Raw genomic sequence first — 15,968 nt, 5'->3', positions numbered from 1 at the left:
CAGGGCGAGTGGTTCGGAGGCGGTGACCAGGTCCCGCAGCGGATGCCGGGCCAGGACCGCGTCCACCTCCGGCGTCAACGCCGCCGCCAGCCGGGCCGCGGCCGGCCGGTTCTCGTCCCGCAGCGCCGCCACGGCGGCCAGGACGGTGTCCCGGCCGCCGTCGTCCCGGGGCACTCCGGAGGCGGCGCGCTCGTACAGGCGCGCGCCCTCCTCCAGGACCAGGTCGGTGTCCAGACCGGCGGGAATCTTGATCTGCGCGTGGTGCCGCCAGGTGGTGACCGGATCCGCCCAGGCCTCCACCTGGTACGTCCAGTGGCCGGGGTCGCCGGCGGTCACGGTGGCGCCCCAGCGGTCGGTGCCGGGCGCCAGCTCGCGCATCGGCGTCCACGGGCCGGGGCGGCCCCGCGGATCGCGCAGGACGACGTTCGCGGCCACGGCGTCGTGACCCTCGCGGAAGACGGTGGCCGAGATCTCGAACGATTCTCCGGTCACCGCCTTGGCGGGCCTGCGGCCGTGCTGGACGACCGGGCGGACGTCGAGGACGGGTATCCGGCCGACGGCCGTGGCGCCGCCCGTGGGGGGCGGCTCCGGGGCCGTCGGGGTCTGCCGGGCGGCGTCCTGGTGGGGGGCCGGCGGCGCGTCGGCCCCGGACCGGTCGGAGGCGTCGCCGGTGCTGCTCTTGCTGGTTGTCCGTGATGCTGCCGGGTGGTGCGTGGCGGGCATGACCGCTCCTGTCCGCGTCAACGAGGGTGTGGGCGGATGTGTGTGGGGAGGTGGGTCCTGCTGGGTTCTGCGGGGTACTGCGTCTGGTCCTGCTTTCGGTGTACCGAAGGAGCCTTCCCACCCTATTCGGGTGAGCATTCCGGCACTTTGTTAACTACTCGCGCGTATGTCCACACACAAGACCGGTCCAGTCCGGACACGGACGCCGCAGGGGTCGAACCGGTCTGTTCAGGTCGATGTCGGACAGTGTCCGAACCCAGCGGTGCCCGCACCCGGACCGGTACGGTTTTGTGTGACGGGGCGCACAGCGCAGTGCGTCCATCCAGCGAACGCGCCGAGGTGGCATGTGAAGGCGATCCGTCGGTTCACCGTCCGTCCCGTTCTCCCCGAGCCCCTGCGCCCGCTCAGCGAGCTGGCCCGCAACCTGCGCTGGTCCTGGCACGCCGAGACCCGTGACCTCTTCCAGTCCGTCGACCCCGAGCGCTGGGCCTCCTCGGGCGGCGACCCCGTACGCCTGCTCGGCAGTGTGCGTCCCGCGCGGCTGACCGAGCTGGCCGGCGACCGCCGCTTCCTGCGCCGGCTGACCGCCGCCGCCGACGACCTGCACGACTACGTGACCGGTGACCGCTGGTACCAGGACCGGTCCGAGGGCCTGCCCGCCGCGGTCGCCTACTTCTCGCCCGAGTTCGGCATCACGGCCGCGCTGCCGCAGTACTCCGGCGGCCTCGGCATCCTCGCCGGCGACCATCTGAAGGCGGCCAGCGACCTCGGCGTGCCGCTGATCGGGGTGGGGCTGCTGTACCGGCACGGCTACTTCCGGCAGACCCTGTCCCGGGACGGCTGGCAGCAGGAGCACTACCCGGTCCTGGACCCCAACGAGCTGCCCGTCACCCTGCTGAGGGAGTCCGACGGCGCCCCGGCGCGGGTCTCGCTGGCGCTGCCCGGCGGCAAGGCCCTGCACGCCCGGATCTGGGTCGCCCAGGTCGGCCGGATTCCGCTGCTGATGCTGGACTCCGACGTCGAGGAGAACGACCTCGGCGAGCGCGGGGTGACCGACCGGCTCTACGGCGGCGGCAGTGAGCACCGGCTCCTTCAGGAGATGCTGCTGGGCATAGGAGGGGTGCGGGCGGTGCGGACGTACTGCCGGCTCACGGGCCATCCCGAGCCGGAGGTGTTCCACACCAACGAGGGCCACGCGGGCTTCCTCGGCCTGGAGCGCATCGCCGAGCTGTGCGACCGGGGGCTGGACTTCGACTCGGGCCTGGAGGCGGTGCGCGCGGGGACCGTCTTCACCACCCACACGCCCGTCCCGGCCGGGATCGACCGCTTCGACCGGGAGCTGGTCGCCCGCCACTTCGGGCCCGACGCCGAGCTGCCCCGCATCGACGTCGAGCGGATCCTGCGGCTGGGCATGGAGACGTACCCCGGCGGCGAGCCGAACCTGTTCAACATGGCGGTGATGGGCCTCCGGCTGGCCCAGCGCGCCAACGGCGTCTCGCTGCTGCACGGGAGGGTCAGCCGAGAGATGTTCGCCGGACTGTGGCCGGGATTCGACCCCGAGGAGGTGCCGATCACCTCGGTGACCAACGGGGTGCACGCCCCGACCTGGGTGGCCCCGGAGGTGTTCCGGCTCGGCGCCCGGCAGGTCGGCGCCCAGCGCACCGAGGACGCGCTGACCGTGGGCGACTCCGACCGCTGGGACGCAGTCGCCGACATCTCCGACCTGGAGGTCTGGGAGCTGCGCCGCGAACTGCGCGAGCAACTGGTGACGGAGGTGCGCGGCCGGCTGCGGGCCGCCTGGCGGCAGCGCGGCGCCGGGACCGCCGAGCTGGGCTGGATCGACGGCGTCCTCGACCCGGAGGTGCTGACGATCGGCTTCGCGCGCCGGGTCCCGTCGTACAAGCGGCTGACGCTGATGCTGCGTGACCGGGACCGGCTGATGGACCTGCTGCTGCACCCCGAGCGGCCGGTGCAGATCGTGGTCGCGGGCAAGGCGCACCCGGCGGACGACGGCGGCAAACGGCTCATCCAGGAGCTGGTCCGCTTCGCCGACGACCCGCGGGTGCGCCACCGGATCGTCTTCCTGCCGGACTACGGCATGGCGATGGCGCAGAAGCTCTACCACGGCTGCGACGTCTGGCTGAACAATCCGCTGCGGCCGCTGGAGGCGTGCGGGACCTCCGGAATGAAGGCCGCGCTCAACGGCTGTCTGAACCTGTCCGTGCTGGACGGCTGGTGGGACGAGTGGTTCCAGCCGGACTTCGGCTGGGCCATCCCGACCGCGGACGGGGCGGGCACCGACCCGGACCACCGCGACGACGTCGAGGCCGCCGCGCTGTACGACCTGCTGGAGCAGCGGGTGGCGCCCCGCTTCTACGAGCACGGCCGGGACGGGCTGCCCGAGCGGTGGATCGAGATGGTCCGCAGGACCCTGTCCCTGCTCGGCCCGAAGGTGCTGGCGGGCCGCATGGTCCGCGAGTACGTGGAGCGGCTGTACGCTCCCGCCGCCCAGGCCCACCGCGCCCTCGGTCCGGACGCTGCGCGTGAGCTCGCGGCGTGGAAGGCGCGGGTGCGTTCGGCGTGGCACGAGGTGACCGTCGACCACGTGGAGACCTCGGTCAGTACGGCCACCGCCGAACTCGGTGCCACCCTCGGCCTGCGGGTGCGTGTGGGGCTGGGCAGCCTCGGCCCGGACGACGTGGAGGTGCAGGCCGTCTCGGGCCGGGTGGACGAGGAGGACCGCATCACCGACGCCACCGCCGTCCCGCTGAAACCCGCGGGCGCCCCCGACTCCGACGGCCGCTGGGTGTACGAGGGCCCCCTGTCCCTGGACCGCACCGGCCCCTACGGCTACACGGTCCGCATCCTCCCCACTCACCGCTTCCTCGCCTCCAGCGCGGAACTGGGCCTGATGACCACCCCACCGGAGGAGGCCGGCGAGCATGCGGGGGTACTCCTGCGCTGACCGGACCCCCGAAGGGCGTCCGCCGACCCGGCAGCCGACCGCCGGGGCCACGGGCACGCCGGTGAGGCGGCGGGCGGCCACCGCGGCGGTCGCCCGCCGCACCACGAGGCAACGCTGCCCCGTGCCCCGTTTCGCGGCCCACCGGCCTGGCAACCGACCGCCTGGGCCACACAACCGGGACGGCACCACGCCACGGCGGGACGCCGCCGCGCGGGTCGGGTGAGTTGTGTGGAGCGGGCGCGCTGCCGTGGGGAGCGGGCGCGTTGATCGGGCGTGATGCTGTGGGGCGGTGCGCGTGTTGTGCCGGCTGGGCAACACTGCCGGGGTGCGGAGGCGTCCATGCGTCGGCCGGGCATGGTGCCCGGGCGCGGGTCCCGGTCGGGATCAGGCGCCGTTTTCGCGAGCCGGGAGTTCGCTGCCTGCGCGTTGCCATGGGGGCGTCGGGTCGGCTTACGGCTCCGGGATGTCGGCGCACAGTTTGCGCAGGGTGGTGCCGCAGCGGCGGGCGTAGGCGTGTTGGAGGCCGCGGGTGGCCGGGCCGGCCGCTCGGACGTACCACTTGGCCGGGCGGCTGAACGCGGTCACGGTGAGCCAGACGGTGCCGTCGCCCGTGCGGTCCACCAGGAAGGACTCCTCGCCGCACTCCGGATGGCCGGGCAGGGTGCCGTAGGCCCAGCCGGCGCGGCGGGGCTCCTGTTCCGTCCAGACCACGCGGCAGGGGGCCCTGACGACGCCGGCGAGGGTGACGGTGACGTCGATGCCGGGCGCGGCCCGGTCGGCGCTCGCCTCGATGCCGACGCCCAGGGCGCGGTGCATCTCCCACGTCATCACGGCCTCGGAGGCCCGGCGGAACACCTCCTCGCCCTCGCCTATGCGGGTGCGCACGTGCAGAGGGTGGAAGCCGGGCGGGCAGTGACCCTGCTCGCGGGTCGCGCCGACCTCCTCGTAGGTGAAATGTGCCGTCGACATGGCCCCAAGCGTAGGGCGGCCCCCGGGAGGGGTGTCCTCCCGGGGGCCGCGCCGCTCAACTAGCGGGAGATCAGGTCACGTTGACTGCGGTCCAGGCCGCCGCGACCGTGTTGTACTCGGTGCTGCCGGAGCCGTACAGCGCCGACGCCGCGTTCAGGGTCGCCGTGCGGGCGGCCTTGTAGTTGGTGGTCGACGTCATGTACGTGGTCAGCGCCTTGTACCAGATCTGCAGCGCCTTGGCGCGGCCGATGCCGGTGACCGTGGCGCCGTTGTACGTCGGCGAGTTGTAGCTGACGCCGTTGATCGTCTTCGCGCCGCTGCCCTCCGCGAGGAGGAAGAAGAAGTGGTTCGCGACGCCGGACGAGTAGTGCACGTCCTTGCTGCCCACGGTGGAGGACCAGTAGTCGGCGGAGCCGCCGTCCTTGCTGGGCTTGTCCATGTAGCGCAGCGGGGTGCCGTTGCCGTTGATGTTGATCTTCTCGCCGATGAGGTAGTCACCGGGGTCGGACGCGTTGTTGGCGTAGAACTCCACGCCGGTGCCGAAGATGTCGGAGGTGGCCTCGTTCAGGCCGCCGGACTCACCCGAGTAGTTCAGGCGGGCGGTGTTGGAGGTGACGCCGTGGCTCATCTCGTGGCCGGCGACGTCCAGCGAGGTCAGCGGGTGGGTGTTGCCCGAGCCGTCGCCGTAGGTCATGCAGAAGCAGCTGTCGTCCCAGAAGGCGTTGACGTAGTTGTTGCCGTAGTGGACCCGGGAGTAGGCACCCACGCCGTTGTTCTTGATGCCGTTGCGGCCGAAGGTGTTCTTGTAGAAGTCCCACGTCGTCTGGGCGCCGTAGGCGGCGTCCGCGGCAGCCGTCTGGTCGTTGACGGAGCTGGAGGCGGTGCCGGTGCCCCACACGTCGGTGGTGTTGGTGAACAGGGTGCCGGTGCCGGAGGTCTTCCCCGCCAGGTTGTTCGTCTTGTGACCGCCGCGGGTGGTGTCGTACAGCTGGTACGTCGACCCCGACAGGGTGGTGGTGAGGCTGACGGTGCCCGAGTACAGGGTCTTGCCGGTGCCGGTCTCGATGCCCTGGTACTCGAAGAGCGTCTTGCCGGTGGCCGCGTCGGTGATGACGTGCAGCTGGTTCGGCGTGCCGTCCTCCTGGAGGCCGCCGACGACCGTCTCGTAGGCGAGGACCGGCGTGCCGTCGCCCGCCCAGATGACCTTGCGCGGGGCCTGGTCGGCGGTGGCCTTCTCCGAGCCGGCGGCCTGGGCCAGGGTCACCGCCTGCTTCTCGGCCTTGGCGGTGGCGACCTTCGGGGTGAGCGTGGCGACCTTGATGGCCGCCTTGGTCGCTCTGGTCACGCCCTGGGTCTTGCCGGCCTTGGAGGTGTGGACGACCAGGTCGCCGCCGAGGACGGGCAGACCGGCGTAGGTGCGCTCGTAGCGGGTGTGCACCGTGCCGTCGGCGTCCTGGACGACGTCCCTGACGACCAGCTCCTCCTTCGCGCCGAGGCCTATCTCCTGGGCGGTCCCGGAGGCGTCGGCCTGCGCCTGCTGGATCAGGGAGGTGCGGGCGGCGGAGGTCAGGAAGGTGGGGGCGGCGGCGAGGTGGGCCGCGCCGGTGGATTCGGCCGTGGTCTGGGCCGAGGCACTGGTGGTCAGACCGGTGCTGAGGAGGGCTCCGGCGGCGACAGCGGTGGCGACGGCCAGAGTGATGCGCTTGTGACGCGCGTAGCGGGGAGTCACACAAGCTCCTTATGTGGGGGTGATCCGGTATGGCGTGGGGCTGCCGGCCCGGATCGGGGGGTGAGGGTGCTGTGCTCGTGCGGCGGGTGGAGGAAGAGTGGCACCAACGACGCGTACATGTCAGTGCCCCGAAGTGATGTTGGCTGAAAAATGACTGTCCGGTAAATGTTGCGGCGTCATGAACGGGCCTCCTCGAACGCGTTGGACCTCGGAGACGGCACCCGAGGTCCCGGCCGCCGGATGGGCTGCGGGAGGGGCGATTTTCAGCCGTCAGGGCGGCCGGATCGACACGGAGGCCACCCTGACAGGAGGGCGCGATGTCGACCGAAATCCGAGGGTTCGACGCCCCTCACACGGCCGCCGGCGCCCCCGCGATGGCCGCTACGGCACCGCGGTGCCGCCCTCGCCCGACGGCGCCGCGCCGTTCCCGTGCCAGGTGTGCCACAGGGCCGCGTACGCCCCGCCGGAGGCCACCAGGTCGTCGTGGGTGCCCAGTTCGGTCAGACGGCCGTCCTCCATGACGGCCACCCGGTCGGCGTCGTGCGCGGTATGGAGTCGGTGGGCGATGGCGATGACCGTGCGGCCCCGGAGGACGGCGGCGAGGGCCCGCTCGGTGTGGCGCGCCGTGGCCGGGTCGAGCAACGCCGTGGCCTCGTCCAGGATCAGGGTGTGCGGATCGGCCAGCACCACACGGGCGAGGGCGAGTTGCTGCGCCTGCGAGCCGTCGGTGCGGTGACCGGCCGCACCCAGCCCGGTGTCCAGGCCCTTCGGCAGTTCCCGCACCCAGGCGTCGGCCCCCACGGCCGCGAGGGCCGACCACAACTCCTGGTCGGTGGCGGCGGGTTCGGCGATCCGCAGGTTGTCACGGACCGTGCCGAGGAACACATGGTGCTCCTGGGTGACCAGGACGACCTGGCGGCGCAGCCGCTCCGGCTCCAGACCGGCGACCGGCACCCCGCCCACGGTGACCGAGCCCGCCGTGGGCGCGTCGACACCGGCCAGCAGCCTGCTCAGCGTGGTCTTGCCCGCGCCGGACGGTCCGACCACGGACAGCCGCTCCCCTGGCCGCACCGTCAGGTCGACCCCGCGCAGCACCTCGCCGCCCCGCTCGTAGGCATAGCGCGCCCCGGTCACGTCGATGCGGTCGCCCGCCGGTTCCGGACCGTCGCCCTTCGGTACGGGACCCAGGGCCCGGGCGAGCCCCTCCACCCGGGCGAAGGAGGCACCGCTGTTCTGCAGTTGCTCGACCCGCATCAGGATCTCGTCGAGCGGCTGGCTGAACTGGCGCAGATACAGCGCGGCCGCCACCACCGCGCCCAGGCTCACCGTCCCTTGCGCGTGCAGCACCCCGCCGGCCAGGAGCACTCCGGCAACGGGCAGCACGTAGGAAACTTCCACCACGGGGAAGAACACCGTGCGAAGGTACAGCGTGCGGAACCGGGTGCGCCGGGACGTCTCCAGCGCCTCGCGGCTCGCGGCGGTCCGCACCTTCGCCAGCCGGAACGCCTCGACCGTGCGCGAGCCCGCCGCCGTCGCCGCGAGGATTTCGGCGACCTCGGAGGTGGCCGCGCCCTCGGCGAGGTAACCGGCCCGCGCCCGGCGCAGGTACCAGCGCAGGGCGAACCAGATAGGCACCAGGCCCACGACGCCCACAGCGCCGAGCAACGGGTCGAGCACGAAGACCGCGCCGAGCACGAACAGCGCCTGCACGGTGCTGATGAGCAGCTCGGGCCCGGCATCGCGCAGGGTGGTGCCGGCGGTGGCCACGTCGGCCGTGCCGCGCGCCGTCAGGTCGCCGGTGCCGGCCCGCTCCACCACGGACGCGGGCAGCGCCAGCGCACGGTCCACGAACTCCTCGCGCACCCGGGCCAACGTCCGCTCGCCGAACCGGTGCCCCATGTACCGCGCCCAGCGCACCAGCAGAAGCTGCGTCAGCGAGCACAGCAGGATGCCCAGTGCCATCCGGTCCACGGCACCGACCCCGCTCCCGGCCCGCACCGCGTCCACGATGCGCCCGAGCAGCCACGGCCCGGCCAGCCCCGCCGCGGCCGCCGCCGCGTTCAGCGCCAGGACACCGGTGAAGGCCCGCGCGTCGGCCCGCACCAGCCGCACGGCGGCGCGACGCACCTGGGCGGGTTCGGCGACCGGCAGGTGACGGCTCGTCATCGCACGACCTCCTCGGCCGCGTCCGCGTCCCGTGCCACCAGCGCCCGGTAGCCGGCCTCCTCCGCCAGCAGCCGCCGGTGGCTTCCGGTGGCCGTGACCTTGCCGTCGACCAGGAAGTGCACCACGTCCGCGCGGTCCAGGACGAGCGGGGAGGTGGTCGTCACCACGGTCGTACGGCCCTCGCGGGCCGCCCGCAGCCGGTCCGCCACCGTCGCCTCGGTGTGCGCGTCCAGCGCGGAGGTGGGCTCCACGGCGAGCAGCACCTCCGGGTCGGCCAGCAGCGCCCGCACCAGCCGTACGCGTTGGCGCTGGCCGCCGGAGACGTTGCGTCCCTGCGCGTCGATCGCCGAGTCGAGCCCTTCCGGCAGGCCCTGCACGATGTCGTCGGCCGCCGCCGTGTGCACGGCCCGAGCGATCTCCGCCTCGTCGATGTCGTCCGGCTCCCGGCATCCGCCGACCAGGTGCCGCAGTGTCCCGGCGAACAGGTCCGCCTCGTGGTCGGCGACCAGGATCCGCTCGCGGACCCGCGGCAGGGCGATCCTGTCCAGGCGCACGCCGCCCCAGGTGGCCTCGGAGGGCGCGTACCGGCCCAGGCGGTCGACGACGGCGGCGGCGTCGGCGGGCCGCGCCGCGGCCAGCGCGGTCAGCCGCCCGGGCAGCACCCGCACCCCCGACTCCGGATCGTGCAACGGCGACGGCTCGGCCGGCGCGCCCGCAGTGCCGACGTCCGGCGCGGGCTCCAGCCGCAGCAGCCGCACGACGCGCCGGGCGGCGACCACGCCCCGGCTGAGCTGGTAGCTGCCCTCGATCAGAAAGGCCACCGGCCACCCGGCCAGCACCGCGACATACCCGTACACCGAGACCAACTCACCGATGCTGATGGCGCCTTGGGCCGCCATCCGGGCCGCCAGCCAGGTCACCACGGCGAGGAACAGCGTCGGCAGCCCCACCCCGAGCGCCTGGATCCAACTGGTCACCGCCCCGACCCGATACCCCTGGGCGCGCAGCCCCTGCGAGTCCCGGCGGAAGGCGTCGGCGAACAGCGACTTGCCGCCGAGGCCGTTGAGGACGCGCAGCCCGCCCGCCAGGTCGCCGATCCGCGCGGTCAGCACGCCCTGCCGCTCGCGGTACTCCGTCTCCGTGCCCTGGAGCCGCCCGAGCAGCGGCCCGACGATCACGCCGAGCAGCGGCACTCCGACCAGCACCACCACGGCCAGCGGCACCGACAGCGTGAGCAGCAGCCCCGCGACCACGAGGTAGGCGACGACCGCGCCGACGCCCGGTCCGACGACCGTCAGGGACTGGCTGATCGTCTGCACGTCGCCCACCCCGATCGTTACCACCTCCCCGGCCCCGACCTGTGCGGGCAGCGTGGCACCCAGCCGTACCGCCTGCCGGACGACCACCTTCACCGTGCGAAAGTTGGCGTCCATCCGCACCCGGGTCATCGTGCGGTGCCGCATGATGCTGAGCCAGGCGTTGAACGCGCCCACCAGGAACAGCAGCGTCGTCCACCCAGCCAGCGCGACCATGTCGCCGGGCTCCAGACCCTCGTCGATCGCCTTGGCCATCAGATAGGGCGTCGCCGCCAGCAGCACCATCCAGGTGCTGCCGAACACCGCCCCGGCGACGGACCGCCCCGGCTGCCGGGTCACCAGCCACCACAGGTACCGCGGGCCGCTGCGGCAGTCGGCGTCGCCGGGGTCCTCGTATGCGTCGATCATCCGCGCCGGATCCCCCGTTCGCTCATGCAAGGCTCTCCCGCCAGGCCCGGTGCAGCTCCGAGAACCGCCCGGTGCCCGCGATCAACTGGTCCGGGCTGCCGTCCTCGACGATGCGCCCGTGTTCCATCACCAGCACCCGGTCGGCGATCTCCACGGTGGACAGCCGGTGGGCGATCACCACCGCCGTACGCCCTCGCAGCACCGTGGCCATCGCCGTCTGCACCGCCCGCTCGCCCGGGATGTCCAGCGAGCTGGTCGCCTCGTCGAGGATGAGCACGGCCGGATCGGCGAGCAACGCCCGTGCGAAGGAGACCAGTTGCCGCTGGCCCGCGGAGATGCGGCCGCCCCGCTTGCGTACGTCCGTGTCGTAGCCGTCGGGCAGGGCGCTGATGAAGTCGTGCGCGCCGATCGCCTTCGCCGCCTGCTCGATCTCCTCACGGGTGGCGTCCGGGCGGCCGATCGCGATGTTCTCCGCGACCGTGCCGGAGAACAGGAAGGCCTCCTGCGTCACCATGACCACCCCGCGCCGCAGTTCGGTCACGCCGAGTTCGCGCAGGTCCACCCCGTCGAGCAGCACGCGCCCGGCGGAGGGGTCGTAGAAGCGGGCCAGCAGCTTGGCCAGGGTGGTCTTGCCCGCGCCGGTGGAGCCGACCACGGCGACGGTCTGCCCGGCCGGAACGACCAGTTCGAAGCGGGGCAGCACCTCGCCGCCGGTGCGGTAGCCGAAGCTGACCCCGTCGAAGACCACCTCGCGGCCGGGCAGGTCCGACCTCGGCGCCGGGAGCGGCCGCGGCGCCGTCGGCTCGGGCACGGACGGCGTCTGCGCCAGCAAACCGGCGATCTTCTCCAGCGAGGCGGCCGCCGACTCGTACGAGTTGAGGAACATGCCGAGCCGGTCGATCGGGTCGTACAGCCGGCGCAGGTACAGCACCGCAGCCGCCAGCACCCCCAGCTCCAGCGAGCCGTCCGCCACCCGGTAGGCACCCCACAGCACGATCACCGCGACCGTCGTGTTGGCCACCAGCCGGGAACTGACGACATAGCGGGCCATCTCCAGCAGGGCGTCGCCGTTGGTGCGCTCGTGGCGCCCGTTCAGGACGCGGAAACCGGCGTCGTTGGCGGCCTCGCGACGGAACGCGCGCACCGGCCGGATGCCGTTCATCGTCTCCACGAACTTCACGATCACCGCGGCGATCGCCGTCGACCGCTCCTGGAACACCCGCCCCGCGCGCCGCCGGTACGCCCGGATCAGCAGGTACAGCGGCGCGAAGGACGCCACCGCCACCGCGCCGAGCCCCAGGTCCAGCCACAGCAGCATCGCCGAGATGCAGACGAAGGACAGCACGACCGAGACGAGCTCGTCGAGCCCCTCGCTGAGCAGTTCGCGCAGCGACTCCACGTCCGTGGTGGAGCGGGAGATCAGCCGGCCCGAGGTGTAGCGCTCGTGGAAGTCCACGCTGAGCGCCTGCCCATGGCGGAAGATCCGGCCCCGCAGGTCCAGCAGCACGTCCTGGCTGACCCGGGCCGAGGCGATGATGAACGCCCACTGGAGCGCGCCGGAGGCGAGCGCGCACAGCAGATAGCCGACCGCCACCGCGACCAGCGGGCCGTGGTGGTGGTCGCGGAACGCCGGTACGGCGGTGTCGATCGCGTACGCCACCAGCAGCGGGCCCGCCTGGACGGCCGCCTGCTGGAGCAGCAGCAGGAGTGTGGTGCCGGCGACCCGGGCCTTCATGGGGGCGAGCAGGGAGCGCAGCAGGGCGGAGGTGGCGCCCGGGGGAGTGGGCAGGACGTCGCGGTCGAAGGGGTCGCCGGTGCCCTCGGGGCGCGGCGGGTCCTGCTCGTCCCCGGTGGCCGGTACGGGCTTCGTGGGGGCCGTCATCGCTCGTCGTCCTCTTCTTGCGGTCCTTGCGGTCCTTGCGGTCCTTGCGGTCCTTCCGGTTCTCCCGGTCCTTGCTGTTCTCCCGGCTCTTCCGGCTCTTCCGGCGAGCGTCCGCCCGACATCAGGTGGGCGTACTCGGCGTTGGTGCGCAGCAGTTCGTGGTGGGTGCCCACGGCGGTGATGCGGCCGTCGGAGAGCAGGGCGACCCGGTCGGCGAGCAGGACCGTGGAGGGGCGGTGCGCCACGATCAGGGCGGTGGTGTCGGCCAGGACCTGGCGCAGGGCCGCCTCCACGGCCGCCTCGGTGTGCACGTCCAGGGCGGACAGCGGGTCGTCCAGGATCAGGAACCGGGGCCGCCCGACGACGGCACGGGCCAGCGCGAGGCGCTGCCGCTGGCCGCCGGAGAGGCTGAGGCCCTGCTCGCCCACCTGGGTCGCGGTGCCCTGGGGGAGGGTGTGCGCGAATCCGGCCTGGGCGACGGACAGCGCGCGGTCCAGTTCGGCCTCCCCGGCGCTGCCGTCGGAGCCCATCAGGACGTTGTCGCCGACGCTCGCCGAGAACAGGGTCGGCTCCTCGAAGGCCACCGCGACCAGCGAGCGCAGCTCCTCGCGGGACATCGCGGTGATGTCCTCGCCGTCCAGCGTGATCCGGCCCGAGGTCACCTCGTGGAGGCGGGGGACGAGCGCCGTCAGGGTCGTCTTGCCGCTTCCGGTCGCCCCGACCAGGGCCATCGACTCACCGGGGCGGATGTGCAGGTCGATACGGTCCAGGAGGGGCTGGGAGCCGGGCGGCGCGTCAGGGTAGCGGAAGCGGACGTTGTCGAAGCGGAGCCCTTCGCGCGCCGGGTCCGGCGACGCCGGGCCGCGCGAGCCGCCGCCCGGCACCGGCGTACGCGCGCCGCGCACCGACGGCTCCCCGGACTCCGGTTCCTCGTCCATCACTTCGAAGTACCGCTCGGTCGCCGTCGCCGCCTCCTGGCTCATCGCCAGCAGGAAGCCGATCGACTCCACCGGCCAGCGCAGGGCGAGTGCCGTGGACAGGAAGGCGACCAGCGTCCCCGCCGAAAGACCGCCCGAGGCGACCTGCACCGCGCCCACCACCAGCGTGGCCCCGATGGCCACTTCCGGCAGGGTCATGATGACCGCCCAGATGGCCGCCAGCAGACGGGCCTTGCGCAACTCCGTGCCCCGCAGGGTCCGCGACAGGTCGCGGAACGCCCGCGCCTGACTGCGGTGCCGGCCGAACCCCTTGATGACACGGATGCCGAGCACGCTCTCCTCGACCACCGTCGTCAGGTCCCCGACCTGGTCCTGTGCCAGCCGCGCCACATGCGCGTACCGCTTCTCGAAGACCGCGCTCAACGCGATCAGCGGCACGGCGGGCGCCAGCATCACCAGCCCCAGCGTCCAGTCCTGCATCAGCATGATGACCACGCCCACGAGGATCGTGACCCCGTTGACCAGCAGGAACGTCAACGGGAAGGCGAGGAACATGCGCAGCAGCATCAGGTCCGTCGTGCCCCGGGACAGCAACTGCCCGGACGCCCACCGGTCGTGGAAGGAGACCGGCAGCCGTTGCAGATGCCGGAACAGGTCCGCCCGCATCTCCGCCTCGACGTTCGACAGCGGCCGCGCCACCAGCCACCGCCGCAGCCCGAACAGCAGCGCCTCGCCCACCCCGAGCAGCAGCAGGTACAGCGCGCCGAGCCACACGCCGCGCGGATCCCGGTCGGCGATCGGCCCGTCCACCATCCACTTCAGGACGAGCGGGATCACCAGCCCCACGCAGGAGGCGACGACCGCGATGAACGCGGCGGTGAACAGCCGTCCGCGGACGGGCCGCACGTACGGCCACAGGCGCAGCAGCGAACGGACGGCCGAACGGCCGGTCGGACCGGAGCGGTCGGTGCGGTCCTCGAGGGTGTCAGGTGTCGTGGGCATCACGGGCGAGCCTACGGACCGGCGCCGACAACTCCCACCGAGTTTTGGCCGGACCGGACTCCGCCGCTGGTCCTACGACCTGCGTGTTCGACCGCGGGAACCAGGCCGGGGCCGGTCCGGTCGTAGGGCCGCATCAACCGATCGGCTGATGCGGCTTCGAGCGCGCCGGGCGATGTACGCGGACCCCGCCGGCCGGGATCGTTGAGCCATGTCCGTCATCGAAGTCAGCGAACTGCGCAAGTCCTACGGCGGCCGGACCGTCGTCGACGGCGTCTCCTTCGCCGTCGAGGAGGGCGAGATCTTCGGCGTCCTCGGCCCGAACGGCGCCGGCAAGACCACCACCGTCGAGTGCGTCGAGGGCCTGCGCGTCCCCGACGCGGGCCGTGTCCGCGTCACCGGTCTCGACCCCGTCGCGGACCACGAACAGGTCGCCCGCGTGCTCGGCGCCCAGCTCCAGCAGAGCGAGTTGCAGGCCAAGCTCACCGTCCGCGAGGCGCTTCAGCTGTACGCGTCCTTCTACCCGAATCCGGCCGACTGGCGGCCGCTGGCCGAACGCCTCGGCCTGGAGCAGAAGCTCACCACTTGCTTCGCCAAGCTCTCCGGCGGCCAGAAGCAGCGGCTGTTCATCGCGCTCGCCCTCATCGGCAACCCCCGGATCGTCGTGCTCGACGAGCTGACCACCGGGCTCGACCCGCGCGCCCGCCGCGACACCTGGCAGCTCATCGAGGACGTCCGGGCCCGCGGCGTCACCATCCTCCTGGTCACGCACTTCATGGAGGAGGCGCAGCGGCTGTGCGACCGGATCGCCGTCATCGACCGGGGACGGATCGCCGCCCTGGACACCCCGCACGGCCTGATCCGGCGCTCGGCCGGCGCCACCGTCATCAGCTTCACCCCGTCCGAGCCGCTGGACGACCGTGATCTGAACGCCCTGCCCGAACTCGCCTCCATCGCCCGCAAGGACGGCCGGATCACCCTCTCCGGGACCGACGAGACCGTCAACGCCGTCATCACGCTGCTCGCCCGCCACCACATCACGGCCCATCAACTCCGCGTCACCGACGCCACACTCGACGACGCCTTCCTGGATCTGACGGAGGTCGAGGCATGAGCAACACCCTGGTCAACCCGGCCGTACTGCGCGCCGAGATCCGCCTGTTCGGCCGTGAGCCCGGCGCGATCTTCTGGATCCTGCTGTTCCCCACCCTGCTCCTGGTGATCCTCGGTTCCATCCCGTCCTTCCGGGAGGCCGACCCGTCCTTCGGGGGCCTGCGCCCCATCGACGCCTACGTGCCGGTCGCGGTGCTGCTCGGGCTGATCCTCGGCGGGCTCCAGGGCATGCCGCAGGTCCTCACCGGCTACCGCGAACGCGGCATCCTGCGCCGGATGTCCACCACCCCGGTCCGGCCCGCCGCCCTGCTGTCCGCGCACATGGTGGTGTTCGGGGGCGCGGCCCTGGCCTCGGCGCTGCTCTCGCTCACCGTCGGCCGGCTCGCCTTCGACGTGACCCCGCCGAGGCAGCCCTTCGGCTACGTCGTCGCCCTGCTGCTGGCGGTGTTCGCCGCGCTCGCCCTGGGCGCGGTGATCTCCGCGCTGTCCCGCACCACGAGGATCGCGGGAGCGATCGGGTCCGCGGCGCTCTTCCCGATGATGTTCTGCGCGGGCGTGTGGCTACCGGTGCAGGCCATGCCGGACCTGCTCGCCCGGATCGTCGGCTGGACCCCGTTCGGCGCCGCGGCCCAGGCCCTGAACCAGGCGGCGGAGGGCCACTGGCCGGGCTGGTCCCACCTGGGCGTGACGGCCGCGTGGGCGGCGTTGCTCACCGCGGCGGCCTCCCGCTGGTTCCGCTGGGAGTGAGCGGCGACGTGCG

The 15,968-nt window shown here is 72.9% G+C and carries 10 protein-coding genes; 3 read left to right on the top strand and 7 right to left on the bottom strand.

Annotated features, from left to right (window positions below; translation table 11 throughout):
- The coding region (locus ACWEK3_RS11240; protein WP_453249545.1) for a maltotransferase domain-containing protein at positions 1-723 on the bottom strand (723 nt) is incomplete at its 3' end.
- A 346-nt stretch (positions 724-1,069) separates the two neighbouring features.
- Between ACWEK3_RS11240 and ACWEK3_RS11235 the strand changes: the two genes are divergently transcribed.
- Positions 1,070-3,688 carry a glycosyltransferase family 1 protein gene (locus ACWEK3_RS11235; RefSeq protein ID WP_450545417.1) on the top strand — a complete coding sequence of 873 codons (2,619 nt, stop codon included), beginning with the start codon at positions 1,070-1,072 and terminating at the stop codon, positions 3,686-3,688.
- A 450-nt stretch (positions 3,689-4,138) separates the two neighbouring features.
- Here ACWEK3_RS11235 and ACWEK3_RS11230 read toward each other — a convergent pair whose 3' ends face one another.
- The 6 genes from ACWEK3_RS11230 to ACWEK3_RS11205 form a co-directional block, all read right to left on the bottom strand.
- Positions 4,139-4,657 carry a DUF1990 family protein gene (locus ACWEK3_RS11230; protein ID WP_376402659.1) on the bottom strand — a complete coding sequence of 173 codons (519 nt, stop codon included), beginning with the start codon at positions 4,655-4,657 and terminating at the stop codon, positions 4,139-4,141.
- Between the two features lie 70 nt (positions 4,658-4,727).
- Entirely contained in the window at positions 4,728-6,386 is a 1,659-nt protein-coding gene (locus ACWEK3_RS11225; protein WP_453249544.1) for a M4 family metallopeptidase, read from the bottom strand.
- A 381-nt stretch (positions 6,387-6,767) separates the two neighbouring features.
- Entirely contained in the window at positions 6,768-8,552 is a 1,785-nt protein-coding gene (locus ACWEK3_RS11220) for an ABC transporter ATP-binding protein (protein ID WP_453249543.1), read from the bottom strand.
- A complete protein-coding gene (locus tag ACWEK3_RS11215; RefSeq protein WP_453249542.1) occupies positions 8,549-10,276 on the bottom strand; it encodes an ABC transporter transmembrane domain-containing protein in 1,728 nt (575 codons plus the stop codon). The genes ACWEK3_RS11220 and ACWEK3_RS11215 overlap by 4 nt, the downstream gene beginning before the upstream one ends.
- Before the next feature lie 22 nt (positions 10,277-10,298).
- A complete protein-coding gene (locus ACWEK3_RS11210) occupies positions 10,299-12,158 on the bottom strand; it encodes an ABC transporter ATP-binding protein (protein WP_450545425.1) in 1,860 nt (619 codons plus the stop codon).
- The gene (locus ACWEK3_RS11205; RefSeq protein ID WP_453249541.1) at positions 12,155-14,098 is read right to left on the bottom strand and encodes an ABC transporter ATP-binding protein; all 1,944 of its coding nucleotides are present in this window, start codon (positions 14,096-14,098) and stop codon (positions 12,155-12,157) included. The genes ACWEK3_RS11210 and ACWEK3_RS11205 overlap by 4 nt, the downstream gene beginning before the upstream one ends.
- Positions 14,099-14,306: 208 nt before the next feature.
- Between ACWEK3_RS11205 and ACWEK3_RS11200 the strand changes: the two genes are divergently transcribed.
- Complete coding sequence (locus tag ACWEK3_RS11200) at positions 14,307-15,209, top strand: ABC transporter ATP-binding protein (RefSeq protein ID WP_450545429.1); 903 nt, start codon at positions 14,307-14,309, stop codon at positions 15,207-15,209.
- On the top strand, positions 15,206-15,955 hold the full coding sequence (locus tag ACWEK3_RS11195; protein ID WP_450545431.1) for an ABC transporter permease: 750 nt from the start codon (positions 15,206-15,208) through the stop codon (positions 15,953-15,955). The genes ACWEK3_RS11200 and ACWEK3_RS11195 overlap by 4 nt, the downstream gene beginning before the upstream one ends.
- Positions 15,956-15,968: the final 13 nt, after the last annotated feature.

It is taken from the genome of Streptomyces sp. NPDC004721, from assembly GCF_053601495.1.
Note: the sequence above shows the minus strand (reverse complement) of the source record. Positions and strands in the feature narration are given on the sequence as shown.

Bases quoted from the DNA above. Each gene is read 5' to 3' on its own strand.
- ACWEK3_RS11230 (WP_376402659.1), bottom strand. From the start codon at position 4,657: ATGTCGACGGCACATTTCACCTACGAGGAGGTCGGCGCGACCCGCGAG.
- ACWEK3_RS11220 (WP_453249543.1), bottom strand. From the start codon at position 8,552: ATGACGAGCCGTCACCTGCCGGTCGCCGAACCCGCCCAGGTGCGTCGC.
- ACWEK3_RS11215 (WP_453249542.1), bottom strand. From the start codon at position 10,276: ATGATCGACGCATACGAGGACCCCGGCGACGCCGACTGCCGCAGCGGC.
- ACWEK3_RS11210 (WP_450545425.1), bottom strand. From the start codon at position 12,158: ATGACGGCCCCCACGAAGCCCGTACCGGCCACCGGGGACGAGCAGGAC.
- ACWEK3_RS11205 (WP_453249541.1), bottom strand. From the start codon at position 14,098: ATGCCCACGACACCTGACACCCTCGAGGACCGCACCGACCGCTCCGGT.
- ACWEK3_RS11200 (WP_450545429.1), top strand. From the start codon at position 14,307: ATGTCCGTCATCGAAGTCAGCGAACTGCGCAAGTCCTACGGCGGCCGG.
- ACWEK3_RS11195 (WP_450545431.1), top strand. From the start codon at position 15,206: ATGAGCAACACCCTGGTCAACCCGGCCGTACTGCGCGCCGAGATCCGC.